16 protein-coding genes are annotated in these 23,410 nt (G+C 72.8%); 5 read left to right on the forward strand and 11 right to left on the reverse strand.

Annotated features, from left to right (window positions below):
* Positions 1-3: 3 nt before the first annotated feature.
* A complete protein-coding gene (locus WMF31_RS41075; RefSeq protein WP_436607330.1) occupies positions 4-2,394 on the reverse strand; it encodes a type VI secretion system Vgr family protein in 2,391 nt (796 codons plus the stop codon).
* Between the two features lie 533 nt (positions 2,395-2,927).
* Between WMF31_RS41075 and WMF31_RS41080 the strand changes: the two genes are divergently transcribed.
* On the forward strand, positions 2,928-6,815 hold the full coding sequence (locus tag WMF31_RS41080) for a DUF4215 domain-containing protein (protein ID WP_436607331.1): 3,888 nt from the start codon (positions 2,928-2,930) through the stop codon (positions 6,813-6,815).
* 16 nt (positions 6,816-6,831) lie between these two features.
* Here WMF31_RS41080 and WMF31_RS41085 read toward each other — a convergent pair whose 3' ends face one another.
* Positions 6,832-8,649, reverse strand: coding sequence for an ATP-binding protein (locus WMF31_RS41085; protein WP_436607332.1), 1,818 nt, complete (start codon positions 8,647-8,649; stop codon positions 6,832-6,834).
* Positions 8,650-9,065: 416 nt separating this feature from the next.
* On the opposite strand from WMF31_RS41085, the gene WMF31_RS41090 reads away from it, so the two are divergent.
* The 4 genes from WMF31_RS41090 (at position 9,066) to WMF31_RS41105 (ending at position 13,918) form a co-directional block, all read left to right on the forward strand.
* Complete coding sequence (locus WMF31_RS41090) at positions 9,066-11,075, forward strand: methyl-accepting chemotaxis protein (RefSeq protein WP_436607333.1); 2,010 nt, start codon at positions 9,066-9,068, stop codon at positions 11,073-11,075.
* 34 nt (positions 11,076-11,109) lie between these two features.
* On the forward strand, positions 11,110-12,171 hold the full coding sequence (locus tag WMF31_RS41095; RefSeq protein ID WP_436607334.1) for an FHA domain-containing protein: 1,062 nt from the start codon (positions 11,110-11,112) through the stop codon (positions 12,169-12,171).
* Positions 12,172-12,242: 71 nt separating this feature from the next.
* Positions 12,243-12,692 (forward strand): 1,2-dihydroxy-3-keto-5-methylthiopentene dioxygenase, encoded by a 450-nt coding sequence (locus WMF31_RS41100; protein WP_436607335.1) that lies wholly within the window; start codon positions 12,243-12,245, stop codon positions 12,690-12,692.
* Positions 12,693-12,754: 62 nt separating this feature from the next.
* A complete protein-coding gene (locus WMF31_RS41105; protein ID WP_436607336.1) occupies positions 12,755-13,918 on the forward strand; it encodes a flavin reductase in 1,164 nt (387 codons plus the stop codon).
* A 20-nt stretch (positions 13,919-13,938) separates the two neighbouring features.
* Here the strand turns inward: WMF31_RS41105 and WMF31_RS41110 are convergent, their stop codons facing one another.
* From WMF31_RS41110 to rnr, 9 genes are all read right to left on the reverse strand, one after another.
* On the reverse strand, positions 13,939-14,850 hold the full coding sequence (locus WMF31_RS41110; RefSeq protein ID WP_436607337.1) for a methylenetetrahydrofolate reductase: 912 nt from the start codon (positions 14,848-14,850) through the stop codon (positions 13,939-13,941).
* A gap of 16 nt (positions 14,851-14,866) precedes the next feature.
* Complete coding sequence (locus WMF31_RS41115) at positions 14,867-15,154, reverse strand: MSMEG_0570 family nitrogen starvation response protein (RefSeq protein ID WP_436607338.1); 288 nt, start codon at positions 15,152-15,154, stop codon at positions 14,867-14,869.
* Positions 15,133-16,386 carry an MSMEG_0565 family glycosyltransferase gene (locus WMF31_RS41120; RefSeq protein ID WP_436607339.1) on the reverse strand — a complete coding sequence of 418 codons (1,254 nt, stop codon included), beginning with the start codon at positions 16,384-16,386 and terminating at the stop codon, positions 15,133-15,135. Before WMF31_RS41120 ends, WMF31_RS41115 begins: the two co-directional genes overlap by 22 nt.
* Positions 16,383-17,456, reverse strand: coding sequence for a sll0787 family AIR synthase-like protein (locus WMF31_RS41125; protein WP_436607340.1), 1,074 nt, complete (start codon positions 17,454-17,456; stop codon positions 16,383-16,385). The genes WMF31_RS41120 and WMF31_RS41125 overlap by 4 nt, the downstream gene beginning before the upstream one ends.
* Positions 17,456-17,962 carry an MSMEG_0567/Sll0786 family nitrogen starvation N-acetyltransferase gene (locus WMF31_RS41130; protein WP_436607341.1) on the reverse strand — a complete coding sequence of 169 codons (507 nt, stop codon included), beginning with the start codon at positions 17,960-17,962 and terminating at the stop codon, positions 17,456-17,458. The genes WMF31_RS41125 and WMF31_RS41130 overlap by 1 nt, the downstream gene beginning before the upstream one ends.
* The gene (locus tag WMF31_RS41135; protein WP_436607342.1) at positions 17,847-19,184 is read right to left on the reverse strand and encodes an MSMEG_0568 family radical SAM protein; all 1,338 of its coding nucleotides are present in this window, start codon (positions 19,182-19,184) and stop codon (positions 17,847-17,849) included. Before WMF31_RS41135 ends, WMF31_RS41130 begins: the two co-directional genes overlap by 116 nt.
* A complete protein-coding gene (locus tag WMF31_RS41140) occupies positions 19,129-20,157 on the reverse strand; it encodes a Nit6803 family nitrilase (RefSeq protein WP_436607343.1) in 1,029 nt (342 codons plus the stop codon). Before WMF31_RS41140 ends, WMF31_RS41135 begins: the two co-directional genes overlap by 56 nt.
* Positions 20,158-20,176: 19 nt before the next feature.
* A complete protein-coding gene (locus WMF31_RS41145) occupies positions 20,177-20,659 on the reverse strand; it encodes an MSMEG_0572/Sll0783 family nitrogen starvation response protein (RefSeq protein ID WP_436607344.1) in 483 nt (160 codons plus the stop codon).
* A 316-nt stretch (positions 20,660-20,975) separates the two neighbouring features.
* On the reverse strand, positions 20,976-23,357 hold the full coding sequence (gene rnr, locus WMF31_RS41150; protein ID WP_436607345.1) for a ribonuclease R: 2,382 nt from the start codon (positions 23,355-23,357) through the stop codon (positions 20,976-20,978).
* Positions 23,358-23,410: the final 53 nt, after the last annotated feature.

The raw sequence follows: 23,410 nt of genomic DNA on the forward strand, positions 1-23,410 counted from the left end.
GGGCTAGCCGAGCTTGAGGAATGCCTTCGCCCTGGCTTCGAAGTTGCCCTTGGCGAAGGTGAGGTCGTCGACCTCCAGCTTGTGCTTCTCCCACGAGCACTTCGCGCGCGTGAGGTCGACCTTGAGCTGCGCGATGGACATGGCCTGTCCTACCTTCTCGAATTTCGTGCCCGTCGCCGCCATGGATCTGACGGTCGCCTCCAGCTTCTGCCCGTTGACGCTCATCGCGATCCCCGCCCCGTCGAACTTGTGGATCCCCGCCGAGTTCTTGGTCCCGTAGAGCTCCACGGAGGCGGCCGTCGCCTTGAACCACTGGCCGTGGGCCTTGTTTTTCACGTTCGGGGCGTCGAGCGTGATCTCGTTAGGGCTCTTGATGACGATTCCCCCTGCCTTGCTCTCGATGCTGATGTTGCCGGTCACGGTGGCCGTCCACGTCTTGCCCACGTCTGTCTTCCATTCCCCGTAGTCATCGTGGTTCTGCCCGCTGACCTTGTGCGTCCAGCCCCCTGTCACCTCTTGCTTGCCGCCCGGCTCGATGCTCTGGGTGAGCCCCCCGTGGATATGCTGCTCCACCCCGCCCGCCTCGACCGTGTCGGTGCGCCCCGAGCGCACCTTGATGTTCTGGTGGCTGTTGTAGAACTCGTTCGAGTCCCCGTCCACGTTGAGCGTGTGAATCCCGACGTAATGAATGATCGCGTCGTCGCTGACATCGAGCCGGAGCTTGCCGCCGACGTTCTGCCACCACTCCCCGCATACGTTGAACCCCGCGTTGCCGTCCGTGTACACGTAGAACATGCAGTCGACCCCCCGGATGGCGGGGTTCGCGTCCGGCGTCAGCGGGGGCGCGATGAACGCCTGATGGGTGGGCCCGCCCAGGTGGAGGTTCGTCCCGCCCACCGGCGTGTACAGATCGATGTGCTGCTTGCCCTCGAGATCCTCGACGACCATGTGGTTCTTGCCGCCCGTGCGCAGCACGTTCTGCGTCAGGTTGCGGCTCGTGACGGTGCTCGGCCGGTGCATGTTCGGCACCACGCCGGCGATCACGGGCCGGTCCGGGTCGCCGCCCTGGAACGACACCATCACCTCGGTCCCCTTGCGCAGCGGGAAATGCCACCCCTCGACGCTGCCCCCGTGCGGCTGCATCATGCGCAGGTAGGTCGATGTGGCGCCGTCCGGCAGGTCGCTCGCGTCGAACTTGAAGCGGACCAGGTAACGCCCCATGTCGTCGATCTGCGCATACTGGCTGTCGCTCGGGCCGTCGACGACGCCGTTCTCGAAGCCGTAGATGCGCGGCCACGCCGTCGACTGCGGCGCCCTGAACTGCACGTCGGCCGGGATCGCCACGACCTCGACACGGTACGTCTCGCCCCGGTCGAGCCCCGTGGTGCGCGCGACGTCGAAGGAGCCGCCCGTGATCGCGGCCGCGTGCCGCACCTCGACGGCCAGGTACCGGACGGGCAAGTCCGACGGTCCGTCCTCCAGCTCGAAGACGTACCCGGCCCGCAGCCCCGTGGCGTTGCCCGTCGCGTGCAGGGTGAGCTCGCGGCAGGCGAGCGACTGCGCCTTGACCTGGGCCAGCCGCGCCGCCTCGTCCTGCGTGAACACGCGGTAGCCGTACTCCCGGACCTCGCCCCGGCCGCTCCTGGACACGGGGTGCTCCCCGGACACCGGCGCGGACGGGTTCGCATAGTTGTAATCGTTGATGTGCACCGCGGCGGGCAGCGAGCTGAAATCGACGTGCACCTCCCAGAAGCACTCGCCCGCCGACACGTCGGCGCTCGAGTGCGGGTGATAGCGGACCCGGCCTCGCCCGCTCAGCGGCTCGTGCTGCTCCTTGCTGTCGACGACGACCATGATCTCGACGCTGCCGTCATCGACCGGGTGCTCGAAGTAATAATAGAGCCCCTCGCGCTCGAGCCATCGATGGACGAAATCGAGGTGACTCTCCCGGTACTGGCAGACGAACTCCTCTTCCGGATAGCGGTCCGCGTCGACGCTGAACCGGAGATCGCTCGCCGCGAGCCCGCCGTGGAGCAGCGTCTCCGTCACGAAGGCGTCGATCTTCTTCTTCGTGTGGACGAAGCTGCGCACCGAGTGGCGCTGGAGCCACAGCCTGGGCACGAGCGCTCCCAGGTAGAGCGCGCGGTCGGCCGACTCGCGCAGCAGCCGGAGGCGCACGAACACGCCGTGCCAGCACATCGGCGCCGCGTCGCCCCCGCGCTGGAGCGCGAGCGTCGCGGGCGCGGCGACCGCGCCGCGCACGTCCGTGCCCGCGGGCACGGTGAACAGCACCTCGAACTCGAACGGACGGCAGAGCGCCTCGGTGCCCTTGAAGCCCATGACCCGGGCGGTCGGCAGCGATGCGCACTGCATGGAGAGGACGTCGGCGCTCATGGGCTCACCCCCTGGCGAGGGTCCGTCGCGACGCTCGTGGAGCGGCCGCGCGGACGATGTCGGATCCCGCGAGGGTACAACGGAACGGCGCTCGAAGCGCAAGGACGTCAGCGCGGCGCGCTCGCGCGCTCTGCTCGATCCCCGCACCGGCTTCACCGGCAGTGACCGCCGCGGCGCTCCCTCTCCTCAGGCTGCCACCACCCGGCTCCGGCCCCCAGGCGGCTCGATCCGCAGCAGGCGAGCGGATGTCAAGCGCGACCCCTCGCCGCGCTCGATTCGACTCGCATCTTCAGGGTTCAGGACGCGGACAGGTCCCCACCCTGCGTTGCGTCAGGTGCGTCATCCCGTCGCGAGGCTGTCGAAGGCCGCGGGAGCACGGGTCGAGTCCTGCACGGCGCGCAATTTCCGGCTAGAGAAGCGGCGCGCCTTCGCGATAAGGTGCGGAACGGCGCCGTTTGCTTCAGGAGAGCGCAACGCGCGCCGACGAGGTGGCCGTGGCTTTGAGAACCTCTTATCTGGCTTTGGTGGTGGGTTTGCTCCAGGTGACTGCCGCCTGCGGCGGGGGGGATGCCTCCTCGCCCACGACCAGCGGCACCGGCCCCGGCGGAGGGGGCACCGCGGGCTCCGGCGGCTCGGGCGACGGCTCGGGCGGCGCGGGCGGCGTGCCGGACTTCGGCACGGGCAGCGGCTTTGGTGGCTTCGGCGGGAGCGGCGGTGAGGAGCCCGATCCCTGCGACGTCGAGGACGCGCCCCCCGATTGCTACCTGCCTCCCGACCCCGCCTGCGGCGACGGGACGATCAACCAGGAGACCGAGGTCTGCGACGACGGCAACACCTTGCCCGGCGACGGCTGCTCCGGCCAGTGCCAGGTCGAGCCGTACTGGCGATGCCCCACGCCCGGCCAGCGGTGCGAGCTCACCATCGCCTGCGGCGACGGCGAGCTCCACCCGGGCGAGTTCTGCGATGACGGCAATACCGCGGACGGCGACGGCTGCAGCGCCGATTGCCTCCACGTCGATCCGTCGTACGTCTGCCGGACGCCGGGCGAGCCGTGCATCCTGCTGTATCGGTGCGGCGATGGCCGCGTGAACGGCTCGGAGGAGTGCGAGGACGGCCAGGACCCGCCCGTGTCCGGCGACGGCTGCAGCGCGGACTGCAAGCGCGAGCCAGGCTTCCAGTGCAGCACGCCCAACCAGCCGTGCTCGAAGCTGCCGGTGTGCGGCAACGGGGTCAGGGAGGGCGGCGAGCGGTGCGACGACGGCAACACCACGAGCGGCGACGGCTGCTCGAGCCTCTGCCGGCAGGAGCCTTACTACAACTGCGCCACCCCGGGGCAGCCGTGCGAGCGGCTGATCGAGTGCGGCGACGGCGTGGTGCAGCCTGGAGAGCTCTGCGACGACGGTAACGCGGCCGACGGCGACGGCTGCAGCGCCGACTGCAAGGTGCGGGATCAGGCGTACGTGTGCCCGGAGCCGGGCGAGCCGTGCATCCTCATCTACAAGTGCGGCGACGGCCGCGTGAACGGCACCGAGCGGTGCGATGACGGCCAGGACCCGCCGCAGAGCGGCGACGGCTGCTCCGCGGAGTGCCAGCTCGAGGAGGGCTGGGTCTGCAGGCCGAACCAGCCGTGCACGCGGAAGACCTTCTGCGGCGACGGCGCGGTGCAGGCCGGCGAGCAGTGCGACGACGGCAACACCGCGGGCGACGACGGCTGCACGGCGCAGTGCCGGATCGTGGCCGGCTGGACGTGCCCGCCCTCCGGCGGCCCCTGCACCCCGCCCGCGCCGCCCGTGTGCGGCGATGGCGTGATCGGCGGCGACGAGGTGTGCGACGACGGCCAGCCCCCGGCCGGCGGCGACGGCTGCAGCGCGAACTGCCAGACGATCGAGCCGGGCTGGGACTGCTCGCGCGTCGGCTTCCCCTGCAAGGCCGTGTGCGGGGACGGGCTCCTGCGCGGCAACGAGCAGTGCGACGACGGTGACGTCTTCTCTGGCGACGGCTGCGACGCGTCGTGCCGGATCGAGCCGGGCCGGGTGTGCGACGACGGCGAGCCCCAGGACTGCACGGGCTTCTCCGTCTGCGGCAACGGCATCCGGGAGGGGACCGAGGTCTGCGACGACGGCAACGGCAACTGGCGCGACGGCTGCACGCCGGACTGCAAGGGCGAGCCGGACTGCGCGGCCGGCGCGTGCACCTCGCGGTGCGGCGACGGCATCCTCCTCCCGGGCGATCCCAACGAGCGGTGCGACGACGGCAACACCGAGAGCGGCGACGGCTGCTCCGCCGACTGCCAGGTCGAGGACGGCTACGTCTGCACCACGCAGCCCACCGAGATGCGGCTGCCGATGGTCCTGCGCGACTTCATCGGCTACTGCCCGACGGGCAACACCTTCAGCGCCACGGCCAACAGCGCCTGCGACGCCGACCAGGCCGATGATCTCCGCGGGCACCTCGACTTCGAGATCACGCCGACCGGCAACATCACGCAGACCGACGGAACGGTCCTGTTGACGCTCGACGATGACGGCAAGCCCGTGAACGCCCACGGCGCCGGCCCCCTGACGCCGAGCGCCACGAACGGCTGGACCACGGGGCAAGACAACTTCCAGTGGTGGTACCGGGACAACCCGAATTTCAACAGGACCCTCTTCACCACCATCGCGCTGGACGAGGTGAACCCCGGCACCTTCGTCTACGAGCGGAACCCGTTCTGGCCGCTGGACCTCAACCCGCCTGTCCCGGATACCGCGCTCGAGAGCCTGGTCTCCGCCGGACTGGAGAGGACGCAGGCCGGCGATGGAGGCCAGCACAACTTCTACTTCACGAGCGAGGTCCGCTACTGGTTCCAGTTCAACTCGGACAACAACGCGGCCAACGATCCGGTGCTCACGTTCTACGGTGACGACGACGTCTGGGTCTTCATCAAGAACACGCTGACCGCGGACATCGGCGGCATTCACGGGCAGCTTCAAGAGAGCGTGACCATCCTCGACGACGGCACCGCCCGGGTGACCCCCTGCACCCAGGGCAGCTGCCCGGATCGCACGCCCTACCTCGTCGACCTCGATCTCGAGCACGGCAGGGTCTACGAGATCGCGGTGTTCCAGGCCGAGCGCCACGTCACCGGGTCGAACTACCAGCTCACGCTCGCGGGCTTCAGCGCCGGCACCTCGGTCTGCACGCCGCAGTGCGGGGTCGACCCGCCGGTCGTGACGCTGGGCGAGGAGTGCGACGACGGCAGCAGGAACGGGTCGGGCTACGGCCAGTGCAACGACTGCCAGCTCGGGCCCTACTGCGGGGACGGCGTGAGGAACGGCCCCGAGGAGTGCGACAACGGCGTCAACAACAGCATGTACGCCAACGCCTCCGGCGCCTGCGCGCCCGGGTGCGTGCTCCCGGCCCGGTGCGGCGACGGCCAGGTCAACGCGCCGTTCGAGGCGTGCGATCTCGGCGACGGCAACACGCCGGACGGCTACGGCGGCTGCACGACCTCGTGCGAGATCGGGCCCCGCTGCGGCGACGGCAACATCGACCGCGGCGAGGAGTGCGACGACGGCACCAACGACGGCTTCTACGGCACCTGCAACCCGGACTGCACGAGCGCCCCGCGGTGCGGCGACCGCCGCGTCGACGCGGAGTGGGGCGAGGAGTGCGACGACCCGGACGACCCGAACTGCTCGAGCTGCCAGCTCGGCACGCTCTGCGGCGACTCGGTGACGCAGCCGGAGTACGGCGAGGAGTGCGATGACGGCGTGAACGACGGCGGCTACGGCGAGTGCGGGCCGATGTGCCTGCACGGGCCGCGCTGCGGCGACGGCGTGGTGCAGCCCGACGACGAGGCGTGCGATCTCGGCGAGGCGCAGAACACCGGCGAGTACAACGGCTGCGATGAGACCTGCTCGTACGGGCCGTACTGCGGCGACGGCCGCGTGAACGGCACCGAGACCTGCGACGACGGCGTGAACGACGGCTTCTATGGAAGCTGCTTCCCCGACTGCACCCCCGCGGCGCAGTGCGGCGACGGCCGCGTCGACGACGACTGGGGCGAGCAGTGCGATCCGCCGAACGAGGCCGAGGGGTGCAGCGACAACTGCCGCCTCGGCGCCCAGTGCGGCGACGGGGTCGTGCAGACCGGCGAGCAGTGCGACGACGGCGTGAACGACGGCGGCTACGGCGAGTGCGGCCCGAGCTGCCAGGTCGGCGCGCGCTGCGGCGACGGCGTGGTCAACGGCCCCGAGCAGTGCGACGACGGCGACGGCAACAACACCGGCGGCTACGGCAAGTGCGCGCCGGGCTGCGTGTACGGCCCCTACTGCGGCGACGGCAGGCTGCAGTCCGCCTACGAGGAGTGCGACGACGGCAACAACAAGAACCGCGACGGCTGCAGCACGGCCTGCGAGTTCGACAACGTGCCCCGCTAGCCCCCCGGCCGGGGGATCACGGCGCCTCGGGCCCCCGCGGCCGCAGCGTCGTGTCCCCCGGCGGCTTCTCCAGGAGGGGCGGCCCCGCCACCGGCAGCCAGATCTCGAACACCGCGCCGCCCTTCTGGGCCTTGCGGTAGCCGATCTCCCCCCCGTGCTCGAACACGATCCGCTGCGCGATCGCGAGCCCCAGCCCCGTCCCCGTCTCCTTGCTGGTCGCGTACGGCTCGAACAGGCGCGGCACCATCTCCTCCGCCACGCCCGGGCCGTTGTCGCGCACCACGATCCGCACGCGGTCGTTCGGCAGCGGGCCGATCGTCACCGTCACGCGCGGGTCGCTCCGGACCGCGCCCGCCGCGTCCAGCCCGTTCTGGACCAGGTTGGTGAGCACCTGGACCATCTGGTCCCGGTCGGCCGAGACCTTTGGGATCGGGTCGGCCGTGAGCTCCACGCGCGGCCGCTTCCCGCCGCCCGTGCCCCCCGCGCCGCCCGTGCCCCCCGTGCTGCCCGTGCTGCCCGCGCCCCCCGACGCCGCCTCGCCCGACGTCGCGTCGCCCGACGCCGGCGCCGCGTGCAGCGTGACCACCCCGCGCGCGATCGCGACGAGATCGACCGGCTCCAGGTTCGGCGGCGGCAGGCGCGCGAACCGGGTGAACTCGGTCACGATGTTCGCGATCCGGTGCACCTCGTCGAGCACCGTCGACGTCGCCTCCTCGAAGTAGTCGTCGAACGCCGGGTCGTCGCGCTGCCGGAGCCGCCGCAGCGTCTCCACCGCGGCCCGGATCGGCGCCAGCGGGTTCTTGATCTCGTGCGCGATCTGGCGCGCGACCTCGCGGCGGGCCGCGATGCGCTCGGTCGCGGCCAGGCGCTTGCGCATCGCCGCGAGCTCGTCGATGGTCGCGTTGAACGCCGCCGCCAGGTCCGCGATCTCCCGCCCGCCGCGCCCCTCCACCCGCCGCGGCGCGCCGCTCATCACCTCGCGCGTCTCGTGGGCCAGCGCCACCAGCGGCCGCGACAGGCTGCGCGCCAGCACGACCGCGATCGCGAGGGCGATCGTCAGCACCGTGATCCCGGTCAGGGCGATCGACCGGTCCAGCCGGGCGAGCGCCTGCCGGAGCGGCTCGCGCGACACCGAGGCGACCACGTGCAGGCCCGGGATCTCCGCGAAGTGGAGCAGCCGCGCGACCTCCGCCTCGCCGCCCCGCGGGGCGGGCTCCCCCTCGCTCGCCGCCGAGAGCTCCACGTCGTACGCCTCGCCGATCCGCGCGAGCACCGGGCCGATCCGCCGCGCGCCCACGAGGCCGAGCGTCACCCCGTGGGCCGACAGGGCGCAGTGGACCTCCAGCGACGCCTCGCCCCCCGCGCGCGCCGGCCGGAGCCGCGGCGCGCCCCCGGGCGCCCGGATGAGCGCCGCGAGCCGGCGGTCGCGGGTGCCGATGCGCGCGGCGTCCACGGCCGCGAGGATGCTGCCGTCGGCCGTCACGAGCGTCAGCTCGTCGAGGCGCAGCGCCATGGCCTGGCTCGGGACCTGCCGGCGGAGGGCGATGCGGCTGCGCGGATCCATCGCGTTCGGATCGCCCTTGGCCCGCTCGAGCTCGATGTGCGCCTTGTCGACGAACGTGTCGTGCTGGCACATCGGCGGCAGGAGATCGCGCAGCGCGTCGGCCTCGGCGGCGAGCTGCTGCCGGACGCCCGCGTGCGCCGCGTCCATCCGATCGGCGAAGCCGCTCTCGATGATCTCGCGCGACGCCTCGCGCAGGGTCAGCCCGACGAACGCGGTCGCGATGATCGCGACGACCCCGAAGGCGAGCAGGAGGCGGGCGGCGAGGGTCATGGGCGGCGCCGCCAGGGCCGGCCGGCCGCCCGGCGGCCCTGGCGGCCAGGCGGCCGCCGCGGCGCGCGGCGGTCTTCGGCGTCGATGCTAGCGGACCTTCAGGGGGCCGCGCCCGCGCCGAGGCGCGCGGCGGGCGAGCCTCCTCCGCGGCCCCTCTGGCTTACGCGATCCGGTCGCGATCGTCCAAATTCGTGGCCGTCGCCCCGCCGCGCGCCGTCCCCGCGCCGGTGGCCGGCCCACCCCGCGCCGCGGACCGGACGTCGACCCGCGCCGCCGGCGGCGGCTCGCCCGCGCCTCCGCCGCGCGCTCTCCTTGCACCCGGGGGCACTCGCCTCTTACGCTCGGTCGTCCCTCGGGGTCGACGGTGGGCGCCGCCGCCGCGCGCGCGGCCGGCTGCCCCGCTCGGAACGCACGAAATGAACGCCAAGCAGCTCTCCATCGCCATCGCCGTAATCCTCGTGCTCGTCGGCTTCGGCTTGAGCCTCGCGTCGAAGCCGCTGGCGGAGTTCTCGGGCCAGCTGTTCGGAATGTTCGGCGTCTCCGCGGCGGTGGCGGTGCTGTACGCGAGCCTCGCGGGCAAGGGCGGCGTCCCCCTCGGGGGCCTGCGCGATGCGCTCCGCGCCGCCGCCCGGGGCAAGCGGCCCCCGGTGCCCGAGGGCGCCACCGCCGAGCTCGCCGAGGCGTACGAGCAGATCGCCGAGATCGCCGGCCGCCAGGTCGAGCTCGCGGAGGAGCACCGCGCCCTCGCCGACGAGCGCAACAAGCTCGCCAGGGAGCGGGACGCCCTGGGCCGGGAGCGGGACGGCGTGGAGCGGGAGCGCGACGAGCTCGCGAAGGAGCGGGACACCCTGAGCCGGGACCGCGACGGGCTCGCGAAGGAGCGCGACGAGCTCGCGAAGGAGCGCGACGCCCTCGAGCGGGAGTGCGCGTCCCTGACCCGCAAGGTGAACGAGCTGTCGCAGCGGGGCCCGGACATCGACGTGGACGAGCTCGTGGACGCCGTGCTGCGCGCCACGGCCGGCGAGCGGGTGCGCGCCCCGGCCGGCGCGCCGCAGGAGCTCTCGCGCCTCTACGCGGAGCTCACCGGCATCGCCGAGCGGATCACCCAGGCCGAGCAGCGCGACAAGCAGCGCCGCAGCGAGCTCGCCCAGGCCACCGTGCTCCTCGACGAGCTCCTGCCGAAGCTCAGCGACGGGGTGAGCAGCGTCATGCACGCGAGCGAGCAGGCGACGGTCTACATCCGCGAGATGACGACCGCCCTCGCGAACATCGCCCAGTCGGTCGAGTCGCTCGCGTCGAGCGCGGAGGAGTCGAGCTCGAGCATCCTCGAGATGACGGCCACGAACGAGGAGGTCGCCGAGAACGTCGGCGAGCTCGGGTCGAGCGTGCGCGAGACGGTCTCCTCGATCGAGGAGATGGCGTACTCCATCCGCGAGGTGGCGAAGAACGTCGACGCCCTGGCCCTGACGGCCGAGGAGACGAGCTCCTCGATGAACCAGATGGACGTCTCCATCGACCAGGTCCAGTCGAACGCGAACGAGACGGCGCGGCTCTCCGAGGAGGTGGCGACCGACGCCGAGAAGGGCGCCGAGGCGATCCTGAAGACGATCGGCGAGATCTATCGCATCAAGGAGTCGAGCCAGGAGGCCGTGGCGGTCATCTCGAACCTCGGCTTCCGGATCGAGGCGATCGGGCAGATCCTCGCGGTCATCGACGACGTCGCCGAGCAGACGAACCTGCTCGCGCTGAACGCCGCGATCATCGCCGCCCAGGCCGGCGAGCACGGCAAGGGCTTCGCCGTCGTCGCCGACGAGATCAAGGACCTCGCCGAGCGCGCCGGCGGCAGCACGAAGGAGATCGCGGAGCTCATCAAGACCATCCAGTCCGAGTCGAAGAACGCGATCGCCGCCGTCGAGCGCGGCGCCCACAACGTCGACCGGGGCGTCGAGGTGTCGAACGAGGCCGAGCGCGCCCTGAAGAAGATCCTCGAGAGCTCGCAGAAGTCGACGAACATGGTGCGCGCCATCGCCCGCGCCACGGTCGAGCAGGCGAAGGGGTCGAAGCAGGTCACCGACGCCATCGGCCGCATCGCCGAGACGGTGCAGCAGATCGCCGCGGCCACGGCGGAGCAGGCGCGCGGCTCGGAGCTCATCATGAAGAGCGCGGAGAAGATGCGGACCATCACGCAGCACGTGGAGCGGTCGGCCCAGGAGCAGGCGCGCGGCGGGCGCCAGATCACGAGCGCGATCGAGCAGATCTCGAACATGGTCCACAGCCTCAACGCCTCGCACCGCAGCCAGACGCGCGGCGGCGAGCAGCTCGTCGAGGCCGGCAAGCGGATCGAGGAGGCCGCGCGGCTGCAGGACCAGGCGGTGCGGCAGCTCGTCAGCGCGGCCGAGCGGATGCGGCGCACGGCGGCGATTTGAGCCGGCGCCGCCCCGGCGCGCGGAGGCAGCATCGATGGCGCTGACGATCGTGGTGCTCGCCGGGTCCGGCGGCGGGCCTGGCAGCGGAGCCGGCGGCGGGCCTGGCAGCGGAGCCGGCGGCGGGCCTGGCAGCGGGGCCGGCGGGGGGCTCGGCGGCAGGGCCGGCGGCGAGCTCGCGCTGACCCTGGACGCGCCCCGCATCATCATCGGCCGCGCGGACGGCTGCGAGGTCCGCCTCCCTGATCCGAGCGTGAGCCCCAGGCACGCGTCGATCCGGCAGCGCGGCGCGACCTACCTGCTCCTCGACGAGGGCAGCGACAACGGCACGTTCCTCGGCAAGACGAGGATCGCGCCGCGCACCGCGATGCCGCTGCGCACCGGCGACCGCATCCGGGTGGGGCGCGTCTGGCTCGCGCTCCGGATCGAGCCCGCCATCGCGACGGCCGCCCCCGCGGCGGCCGCCAAGGAGCTCGCCCTCGAGCTCGTCTCGCGCGGCCTCGCCGCGCAGGGCGAGGACCCCACGCCGCGGGTCGTCGTGGTCGAAGGCCCGGACCAGGGCCGCGTGCTGCGCCTCGAGGAGGCGGCGCGCCCGTACGTCATCGGCCGCGCCAAGGACACCGATCTGCCCCTCGACGACCCGGACGTCTCGCGTCGCCACATCGCCATTACGCGGAGGGCCGATCAATTCTCCGTGCAGGACCTCGGATCGCGCGCCGGCGCGTCGCTCGACGGGGTCCCGGTGCCTCAGTTCGACACGATCTGGCGTCCCGGACAGGTGCTCTCGCTCTGCCGCGATCGGCTCGTCTTCGAGCACCCCGCGGCGGAGGCGCTCGCGGAGATCGAGCGCAGCCCGTGCGAGCCGCTGCGCCCCGACGAGGTGGTCGACGCTCCTGCGCCCGACGAGCCGCCCGCCACGCCGACGCCGTCGCCGGCCGCTGCGAGCGCGCCGTCGTCGCTCGCGCGGCCGCCCGCGTCGGTTCCCCGTGTCGCCCCGGGCGGAGGGTGGGGGATCGCGGAGGCGCTCATTGCGCTGCTCGCGCTGGGTGTGCTGGCGCTCAGCATTGCAGGTCTCGTCTGGCTCCTCGGACGCGGTTAGCGTCTTGACGTCGCGCGCGCGCGGGGTCGAAGTTCACAGGCCCGGGAGGGATGCGGATGCGTGCGATCCGGATGAGAGCTGAGGACGAGATCGAGTGCACCGACGCGGAGCTTCAGGCGGAGGGGATCCGGTGCGGGTCGTTCGACCTGGCCGCCGCCGCGCTCGCCGTGCAGCGCATCCGCGCGGAGCGCGGCTGGACAGAGCAGGAGGACGTCTGCCGCGACGCGAGCAAGCCGCGCGACGAGGCCGAGAGCGCGCGCGAGGCGGATGAGCATTGCCACCTCGCCGACGAGGTGCGGCTGTTCCTCGAGGGGCAGGGCGTCTACGACATCCGCTGCGTGAACGACGAGTGGATGCGCGTCTGGGTCGGCGCGGGCGATCTCATCGTCGTGCCGGCGCGGCGCTATCACCGCTTCGTGGCGAGCAAGGCGGTTGCGTTGCGCTACGTGCAGCCGTACGGCGGCCGGCACCTCCTGATGCAGCTCTATCGCGTGTCGGACGACCGGACCCGCGCGTTCTGACGCGGCGCGCGCGCGGCGCAGATCCTGGATCCCCGCCGCGCGCCGAGCGCGTACTATGCCGCATGCTCTTCGATCCCGCGGAGTTCCGGAAGGTGCTCGGGCAGTTCGCGACCGGGGTGACGCTCGTGACCACGGTGCAGGACGGCGCGCCGCTGGCGATGACGGTCAACTCGTTCAGCGCCGTCTCGCTCGAGCCGCCGCTCGTGCTGTTCTGCGCTGACAGGCGGTCGCGCACGAGCGCAGCCATCGAGGCGTCGGGCGTCTTCGCGGTGAACATCCTGCGGGACCAGCAGCGGGACGTCTCGGACCTGTTCGCCGGGAAGGGGACGGACATCGACCGGCAGGCGGTGCTCACCGAGGCGCACGTGGCCGAGTCCGGCAGCCCGATCCTGAAGGACGTGCTCGCCTTCATCGACTGCAAGGTGGAGCACGCGTACGACGGGGGGGATCACATCATCTACGTGGGCCGCGCGCTCGCGGCGGGCCGGGGCGAGGCGGGCGCGCCGCTCCTCTACTACCGGGGGACGTACCAGGCGCTCGACGACGCCTGGCGCTGGCGCGACCGGTACGCGGCGAAGGAGCAGGCGACCCCGTTCCACGAGCTGGTGGACTTCTTCGATCGCATGCAGGCGGAGGGCCCGTACGCGACGCTCGTCGACGAGCTCGTCACGCTGGTCGATCCCGGGGTGGAGGAGCGCTGCCTCGACCTCGGCTGCGGCACGGGCCGCCTGACGCGCGAGATGGGGCGCCGGAGCAGCGAGGCGATCGGGATCGACGCGGCGGGGGCGATGGTCGAGCGCGCGACGCAGCGGGCGAGGGCGCTCGGGCTCGACAACGTGACGTTCCGGGAGGCGCTCGCGACGCGGCTCCCGTTCCCGGAGGCGTCGTTCGACGTGGTGACCTCGTCGAACCTGCTCCTGCACCTGCCCGAGCTCGGGCCGGTGCTGGCGGAGGTGGCGCGGGTGCTCCGGCCGGGCGGCCGCCTCGGGCTGCTGGAGCCCGCGGCCGCGATGAACCGCACCGCCATGGCCGCGTTCCTGCGGGGCCACCGGTACAACCCGCAGACGTCGCACGCGATGCTCGCGTGGGCGGACGCGGCGGAGGCGACCTACCGCCACACCGAGGACCGGCTGAGCGCCGATCTCGACGGCGCCGGCTTCCAGGTCGACCGCCGCGAGCGGCGGCTCAACGGGCTCGCGCTGCTCTGGATCGCGCACAAGGCGTAGCCCCGGGTCGGGCGGTCCGGTCAGGCCGCCCGCCGCAGGCCCGCGTCCTCCACGAGCCGCGGCACCCAGTCCTCCGCGCCGATGGAGCGCATGTGCAGGCCCGCGAGCCCCGGGACGTCGCGGAGCCCTTGGAGCAGCTCCAGCGTGATCCGGTAGCTCTCGCCCTCGGCGTCGCCGCTCTTGCGCACGCGCTCGATGAGGTGCTCGGGGACCACCAGGCCGGGCACCTTCTGCAGGAAGCTCAGCCGATCCACCCCCGCGAAGGGGAAGATCGCCGCGACGAAGCGCGCGCGCTCGTGCAGGCCGCGCTCGACCACCGCCGCCATCCAGCGGCGCATCGGCGCCAGCTCGAACACCGCCTGCACCTGGATGAAGCGCGCGCCCGCCTCGATCTTCGCCGCGAGCCGCTCCATCGCCCCCGCGATCGCCTGCTCGGGGCACGGAAAATCGATGGTCCCGACGTGGAAGTAGGGCGCCGGCGAGAGGCCGTCGCCATTGAAGAGCTTCCCCTCGCGCGTCATGCGGCTCGTCAGCCGGATCGCCGTCAGGCTGTCCACGTCGCTCACCTCCTTCGCGTCCGGATCGGAGCCGATGGAGCACGGATAGCCGCCCAGGATGATGAGGTTCGAGAGCCCGAGCGCCGCCATGCCGAGGAGGTCGCCCTGGAGGGCGATCTTGTTCCTGTGGCGGAGCGAGAACTGGAGCACCGGCTCGACCCCCTCCTGCCGCACGAGGTGCCCGACCGCCATGTTCGCGCAGCGCGCCTGGGAGAGCAGGTGGTCGTTGATCTGCACAACGTCCACGCAGCCCGCCATGGCGCGCGCGTGCTGCAGCAGCCGCGTCAGATCGTGGTGCCGCGGGGGCGTCAGCTCGGCGGATACGAGGAACCGGCGCTCCTCCAGGAGGCGCTCCATCTTCGACCGGGTCGTCATCGTCCTGCTCCTTCCGTCACTCGACAAACCTGAGGACCCGGACCTGGGCCCCGCGCTGGCGGCGGAATCGCGCGGCCGTGCTCGCTATGCGCGCCGCCTCCGCCTGGGCCAGGGTGCAGTGGAATCCGTACTTCTGGAGGACCCGCTCGCTCGCGATGCCGAGCGCCGTCCGGCAGCGCGACACGAAATCGTCGATGTCGTAGCTCCCCCCGACATCGAGGTGATCCTTGATCACGAGCGACGGCGAATAGTAGATCTGCTGCTCGCCGCCCGGCCACTCGATCACGAAACGCATCTCCGGCATGGGTCGCTCCTGCTCGGGCGATGATCGAGGAAACCGCGGTACAAGGCGGCCGCAATGCGGGCCGATCGATCCCACGTGTAGCCGCCCGCGGTCTCCATCGCCGCGGCGCGCAGGCGCCGCCTCACCCCCTCGTCCAGGATAGCCTCCATCGCTCGGGCGAGATCCTCGATCCTCGCGGGGTCGACCAGCAGCGCATTCTCTCCGTCCCTGAGAAACTCGGTGAACGGAGGCTGCGCGGAGCTCACCACCGGCGCGCCCGACGCCATCGCCTCGAGCAGGACCAGGCCGAATCCCTCGCGGACGGACGGGAAGACGAACGCGTCGGCCAGGCGATAGAGGGGCGGGATCAGCGCGTCGGGCAGCACGCCCGCGAGGACGAGCGGCGGCGGCGAGGGGCCCTGGGGCGCCGGGAGGAGGCCGCTCTCCCGCGCGATGGCGTCGAACTCGCGCTGGTAGGGCGCGTGATCGAACAGCGTCTCTCCGCCCGCGATGACGAGCTGGGCGCCGGGCAGGCGCCTCCGCACCCGGATGAACGCCTTGAGCAGGTGGATCGAGTTCTTGCGCGGCTCGACGCCGCCCACGGTCACGAAGAGCGGCGACCCGGTGGCGGAGAGGCGCCTCCGCAGCGCCGCCTCGCTTCCGTCCGGCGCCGGCGTGAAGCGCCGGAGGCTGACCCCGTTCGGCACGATCGCCGCGTCGACGCCGAGGTCCGCCCGGAGCACCTTCCGCCACGCCTCGCTGACCGCGAGGCACGCGTCCGCCTCGCGCACGGCGCGCTCCTGGCACGCGCGCAGGTACGGGCTGTCGTAATCGTCGAGGTGGTGCACCGTCCGGAGGAAATGGGGGACGCGCCCCTCGGCGCGCAGCGTCGCGAGCGCGTTCGCGCTGATGCAATCCTGGGCGTGCCAGATGTCGTGCCGCGTCCCGAGCCGCCGGAGCCCGGTCACGAGCTCTTCGATGCGCTGCTCCACGACCGCGTCGATGCCCGCGGGGGCGGGGGCGGCGGGCACGAGGACCGCGGGGCAGCGCGGCGCGCGGTAGAAGCCGCCCTGGTCCTTGTTGAGCGCGTAGATGCACGTCGCCACGCCGAGATCCTGGAGCGCCTCCGCGAGCTCCACCGTGTGCACGACGCCGCCGCGCGGCTTCGTGGAGTAGGTGAGGAGCGCGACCGAGAGCGGCGCGCCGCCCGCGGCGCCGGCGCTCATCGCGCCGCCTGCGGTCCCGGCGCTCATCGGGCCGCCTCGCGCCCGAGCCCCGTGAGCGGCTCCGCGGAGAGGTCCCAGAGCGTGTACCGCTCGCCGCCGGCGGTCAGGGTGAGCCGCCGGGAGCCGTCGACCGCGCCGACCGCCGCGCTCGCGATGCCCCGGCGCGCGAACGCCGAGAGCACGTCGCCGGCGGTCTCGGGGCGCACGCTGAGCAGGAACCCGTAGCTCGGGAACGCGAGGAGCCAGCGCTCGATCGGAAGATCGCGCAGATCGCGCAGATCGCGCAGATCGCGCAGATCGCGCAGATCGCGCAGATCGCGCGGCCGCGGGACGGCCTCGACGTCGAGCACCGCGCCGGCGCCGGAGGTCTCGAGGAGCATGAGCAGCGTCCCCACCAGGCCGCCCATGCTGATGTCCTTGCCGGCGTCGCACAGCCCCGCCTCGGCGAGCGCGGGCAGCACCTCGAGATCGCCGCGGAGCCGCGCCGGATCCGCGCCGGTCGAGGCGTCCCAGAACGGGTGCTCCGGGTGCATCCTGCCGCGCAGGTCGATCGCCGCGACGAGCACGTCGCCCGGGCGCGCCGCGAAGCTCGTGATGAGCCGCCGGGCCCGCCCCACGATGGCCACGGCCAGGGCGTTGTACGGGCTGCGCGCGCTCGTGTGGCCCCCGACGATCGGCACGCCGTAGGCGCGCGACGCCGCCATCATGCCCTCCCAGACCGGCTCCAGCGCGCCGGCCGAGGTCCCCCAGACGACGTCGACCACGGCGAGCGGGCGGCCTCCCATCGCGTGGATGTCGCTGACGTTGACCATCACCGCGCTGTAGCCGGCGAACCGCGGATCCCCTTCGAGGAACGCGGGCCAGATCCCCTCGGCCGCGAGGAGCAGGTGGCCGTCCCCGTCCGGGATGGCCGCGCAGTCGTCGCCGAGCGCGACGTCGCCCGCGCCGCGCGCCGCGGGCGACGGGGCCGCGCCGGGGCTGCCGGCGGGCCAGGCCGCGCCGGCGCCGCCGGCCAGGTGCCGCGCCGGGATCTGCACGTCCTTCTTCGCGAGGATGCCCAGCGCGCCGCGCAGGTGGGCTGCGATGCCGGCGAGCATCAGCGGAGCCCCGGCCCGGGCGGGCGGCGGGGCTCGTCGCCCGGCGGGTAGCTCGCGAGGTCGGCCTCCATCAGGTGGTGCGGGTGATCGCGGTGGGTGCGCTCCTCCAGGGAGCGCCAGTGCATGCCCTCGAAGAACGGGACGTTCGCCGCCTGGACGAGCGCGAGGAACCGCCGGCACCCCCAGCCGTGGGCCGTGGTGACCGCCTTGCGCACGAGGCCGCGGCCGACCACGCCCTGCTTGCGGTGGGCCCGCGCGACGCCGAGCCGGCCGCCGTACCAGACGCCGGGCTCCACCTCGTAGATGCGCACCACGCCGACGACCTCCTCGCCCTCGCGCGCCCCGCGCTGCACGGCGACGATCGGGGACGCCGAGGCGTCCCACGCGTCCTCATCCGTGCCCCTGAACAGCCCTTGCTCGTCGCAGAAGATGGCCCGGCGCAAGCGGAGGTACTGGAGATAGGCCTCCCGGCTCTGCGCCAGCTCGAAGCTGTAACGTGGCGTCATCGGTGCTCTCCGAGGTGGGTGTCACGACCGCGGCGGGGTCCGCCGGCGCCGCGGCCCGCCCTGCCGCCTCGAAGCCCGAGAGCCCCGAGCAGGCGCCGCAGCGGGCGCAGCCCGCCTTCACGTCCGTCGAAAGCAGCCCGGCGCGCGCGAGCCGCGGGCCGAGGTGCGCGTAGAGCGCCCGCATGAAGTCCGCCGAGGGCGGGGCGCGGTCGGCCGAGGGCGTCCCCGGGACGGGCACGAGCGGGACCAGGAACGGGTAGACCCCCATCGCGACGAGCCGCTCGCTCGCGCCGAGCAGCGCCTCCAGCGAGTCGCCGAGGCCGGCGATGAGGTAGGTCGACACCTGGCCGCGCCCGAAGACGCGCACGGCGGCCTCGAACGCCTCGAAGTAGCGCGCGACGCTCACCTCGGCCTTGCCCGGCATCACGGCCGCGCGCACCGCGTCCTCGACGGCCTCGAGGTGCATGCCCAGGCTGTCGACGCCGGCCGCGCGCATCCGCTCGAACCAGGCGAAATCCTCGGGCGGCTCGCACTGCGCCTGCACCGGCAGGCCGGCGGCCGCCTTGATGGCGCGCGCGCAGTCGGCGAGGTGCGCCGCGCCGCGGTCGGCGGACCGCGGCGTGCCGGTGGTCAGGGTCACGTGCCGCACCCCGTCGAGCCGCGCCGCCGCCTCGGCGACCTCGGCGAGCTGCTCCGGCGTCTTCTTCGCGAGGGTGCGGCCCGCCGCGAGCGACTGCCCGATCGCGCAGAAGGCGCACGCCCTGGCCGGGTCGCTGTACCGGACGCACGTCTGGAGCACCGTCGAGGCGAGGACGTCGGCGCCGTGCAGCAGCGCGATCTTGGGGTACGGGATCCCGTCCCGGGTCGAGAGGGCGTAGAAGCGGGGCGCCTTCACGAGCGCGATCGGCGCGAGCGCCCGGCCGTCGCGTTCGACCACCCCCGCCCCGTCGCGCCCGATCCGCGCCACGAAGGGCGATGTCGCGGCCGGGCCCGTGTGGATCGGGATCATCACCGTGGCGCCGCCGAGCGCCGCGGCCACGTGCCCGGTCGGCCCGGCCCCGCCGCGGCGCGACGTCCACGCCGCGGCGCGGCCGTCGTCCTGGCCGGCCCCGGGCTCCGGGGGAGCGAGGGGCGCGGCGCCGTCTCCGGGCGCGCCCCCGGGGCCCTCAACCACCCTCAGGCCGGACGACTGGAGCTCGGTGATCAGCGTCTGTGGTTCCATGGTCCATCACCGCACGATCGGGGGAGGGGGCCCCTGGGCTGCCCGGGCCGAGCGTGATCGAGCGCTCCGCCGCATCCATCCAGAGCCGCAGGAGGTCCGGGCGGGCGTAATGGCCCGCCGCATCCATCATCCGCTTTCGCTTCGTGATCAGGGCGAAGTCGAGCGTCGCGATGGCCATGCCCTCGCCGTCGGTCACCGGGGGGCACGCGTGCGCGCCCTCCGGCGTCACGATGGCCGTCATGCACCCGCCGCGCAGCACGCCCTGGAGCTGCTCGCTCGGCGCGATCTCGCGCACCTGTTCCGGGGTCAGGAAGGCCGTGGCGTTCACCACGAAGCAGCCCGACTCCAGCGCGTGGTGCTTTATGGTCGCCTCCATCTGCTCGGCGAAGATGGGCCCGACCAGCGAGCCGGGGAACTGGCTGCAATGGATCTGCTCGTGCTGCGCGATCAGCGCGAACCGCGCGAGGGGGTTGTAATGCTCCCAGCAGGCGAGCGCCCCGATCCTCCCGACCGCGGTGTCCACGGTCCTGAGCCCCGCGCCGTCGCCCTGCCCCCAGATCATCCGCTCGTGGTACGTCGGCGTGATCTTGCGCCGCCGGAGCGCGAGGGCGCCGTCCTTGTCGAAGACGAGCTGCGCATTGTACAGCGTCCCGTGATCGCGCTCGTTCACGCCGAGCACCACGACCACGCCGTGCGCGCGCGCGGCGGCGGCCACCTCCCGTGTCACCGGGCCAGGGACGGTGACCGCCTCGTCGTAAAGCCGCATGTGCTCCTTGCCCATGGCGGGCGGGGGGAGCACGAAGGAGAAGTACGGATAACAGGGGACGAACGCCTCGGGAAAGACGCAGAGCTCCGCGCCCTCCTTCGCCGCCCTGGCGATCGCGGCGACGACGCGCTCGACCGTCCCGTCCCGGCTCCCGAGGACGGGGCTGAGCTGCACCGCGGCGGCCCTGACCTTGCGCCTGGTATCCATCGACCGACGCCGCGCCCGGCTAGAGCGTCCAGGAGTGCAGGATGAACGCGTCCTCGCGGCGGTGGAGCAGCTGGATGTCGAGCACGTCGAGCGGGCTGATCGGCTTGATGCCCGGGATCAGCGCGTGCTCGCCGTGGCCGTAGAGCGCCTGCAGCGCGAACCGACACGCATACACCTTGCCGCCCTCCTCCATGAACCGCACGATCTGCTGGTTCACCGCGAGGTGCCCGGAGAACGCCTCGCTCCCGAGCTTGGGAAAGCCGCGCTGCAGCCCGAGCGTGACGCCCGGCCCGTAGAGGAGGACCGATGTCTCGAAGCCCTTGCGCTGGAGGCGGATGGCGGTGAGCAGGTTGACGAGCCCGATGGACCCCTCGAAAGCCACCGTGTGAAAGGTGACCAGCGCCTTCTCTCCCGGCTTCGCCTTGACGTCCTCGAAGACCTTCTCCTCGTAATCGACCAGGAAGTCACCGGTGTTGTACGCGGGATACGTCGGCTTCGGCATGGATCACCTCTCCCTAGTAATGAATCAGGTGAGACCATAGCGATCCTCCGAACGCAAGCGAAATGCAGGACTCTTTACTTTTTTGATCCCGCGTCGGTCGCGGCGGGGGCGCGACGATGGCGGCGCTCGACGGGCTTGATTCGCGCGCGACCGAGGGCGATCGCGCGCGAGCCACGATCTCGATTTCGGGCCTCGATCTCGAGGATTTCAATGATGTTTCTAGGAGCTGTCCGCGGGATCGGGCGGGCTCGGGGAGGGGAGGGCGCGCGCGCGTCGGGCGGCGGCGCCGGCAGAGGAGGGGCGGCGCTCCGCGCGGCTACCGCTGCTTCTTGCGCGCCTTGGTGCTCTTGTCGCCTTGCTTGCTCTTGCCGCCGCGGGCGCCCCTGCCCCCCTTGGCGTCCAGCGTGCTCTTGGTGGTCTTGACTCGACGTTTCACCCGTGCGTCCGCCTCGCCGCGCCGGAGCCGACGCGGCCTCGCCTCGCTCGACTCCCCCTCTCCGGCGAGCCGCCGGGCGTAGACGGTGCGCCGGAGGATGGCCACGTCCTCGATCTGCACGAGCATCGAGTCGCCGATCGCGATGCGGTCCCCCGACCGAAGGCCGATGACGCGCAGCCCCTCGTCGTCGATCTCGTACTGATCCGGGCCGAGCGACTCCATGCGGACGAGCACGTCGACGAACGGATCCTCGATGTTCACGTAGACGCCGGTCCCCACGATGCCCGTGACCGTGCCCTCGAAGAGGTCCCCGAGCCGCGAGCGCATGACGATCGCGCGGTGCAGGTCGACGACCTCGCGCTCCACCTCCATCGCCTTGCGCTCGCGCTCCGACGCCGTGATGGCCGCCTCGCGCAGCCGCTCCAGGGCCGCCTCGCTCCGGTCGATGCGCTCGCCGCGCAGCACCGCCCGGATGGCCCGGTGCGCCGTGATGTCCGGGTACCGCCGGATGGGCGAGGTGAAGTGCAGGTACGCGCTCGACGCCAGGCCGAAGTGGCCCACGTTGGCCACGTCGTACACCGCCTGCTTCATCGCGCGGAGCAGCAGCATGTGCAGCACCTGCTTCTGCGGGTGCGCGTGGAGCTTCTTCAGGAACACCGACAGCCGCTTGGGCTCGGTCGCGTCCTCGGGGTCGAAGGCGAGCCCGAGCTCGGCGCACATGGTCGCGAACCGCTCGAGCTTCGCCTGGTCCGGCGGCGCGTGGTAGCGGAAGACGGTGGGGATGCTCTGGTCGACGACGAACTGCGCGCACGTCTCGTTCGCGAGGAGCATCAGCTCCTCGATGAGCTGGTAGGCCTTCGCCACGCCGGGGTCGTGGCTGCGCTTCTGCACGTCGAGGGGCGCGCCCGTCTCCGGGTCGAGCACCACCTTCGCCTCGGGCAGCTCGAGGTCGAGCGCGCCCCGCCGCATCCGCTTGCCGCGCAGCAGCCGGGCGAGGTCCCACATCACCTGGAGATCGTTCCGCAGCGCCTCGGCCTCGGGGCTGCGCGGCGGCTCGGCGGTGAGGCCGAGCGCGCGCGCCACGCCGGGGTAGGTGAGCTTCGCGATCGAGCGGATGTACCCCTCGACGACGCGCGCGCGCTTCACCGTCGCCGCCGGGTCGAGCTCGACCTCCACGCACAGGCAGAGCCGGATCACGCCCGGCAGGAGCGAGCAGAGGTTCGACGACAGCGCCCGCGGCAGCATCGGGATCGCGCGGTCGGGCAGGTAGATCGAGTTGGCCCGCGCGAGCGCCGCCTGATCGAGCGCGCTGCCGGGCTGCACGTAGTGCGAGACGTCGGCGATCGCGATCCAGGCCCGGTACGAGCCGTCCTCCTCGCGGACCACCCAGACCGCGTCGTCGTGGTCGCGCGCGTCCTCCGGGTCGATCGTCGGCATCGGCAGGTGGGTGAGGTCCGTGCGCCCGGCGAGCGCCTCGGCCGGCACGTCGTCGCCGAACGCCTCGGCCTCGGCGATCGCCTCCGCCGGGTGCTCCTCCTCGATCCCCTCGCGCACGAGGATCTTGGCGACCTCCACATTCGGATCGCCGGGCATCCCGAGCACGGCCTCGACGACGCCCTCCGGGTTCTCCTCGGGCAGCGCCGGGAAGCGGGTGATGGTCACGACCGCCGCGGCGCCGTCCTCGGCGTCCGCCGGCCCGAGCGGCCCGCCCGGCTCGCGCGGCACGACCACGATCGGCCCGCGGACGCGGACGTCGTCCGGCTCGAGCCAGGCGCTCTTGCCGCGGCGCCGGAGCACGCCGGCCACGCGCGCGTGCCGCCGCTTGATCACGCGGACGACCTCCCCCTCCACGCCGCGCCGTGAGCGCGTCGCGATGCGCACCGCCACGGTGTCGCCGTGGAGCGCGCCGCCCATGGCCTCGGGCGGGATGTAGACGTCCTCGGCCGCGCCGCCGAGCGACACGAAGCCGAAGCCGCGCGGGTTCACGCTGAGCGTCCCCTCGTGCTCGGCGCCGCGCCCCTCGACCTGCCGCTGGCTCAGGCGGAACCGCTGGCCCGGGAGGGCGACGATGCTCCCCTCCAGCGACAGCTCCTCGAGCAGGCGCTGCAGCTTCGGGTACCGGCTCGGCGCCACGCCGAGCCGCTCCGCGATCTCGTTCGCGTGCAGGGCGCGCTTGAAGGACGACAGGAGGTCGACGACCGCCTCCCGGCGGCGCGCGCCGGAGCCGGTCGTCGGGGAGTCTCCGCGGGAGGAGGGACACATGCCGAGTCGACTAGCACGAGTCTCCTCTCGCTGGCTGCCCCGGCTCCGGTCCG

The organism is Sorangium sp. So ce1036, from assembly GCF_051369805.1.
Taxonomy (GTDB): domain Bacteria; phylum Myxococcota_A; class Polyangia; order Polyangiales; family Polyangiaceae; genus Sorangium; species Sorangium cellulosum_F.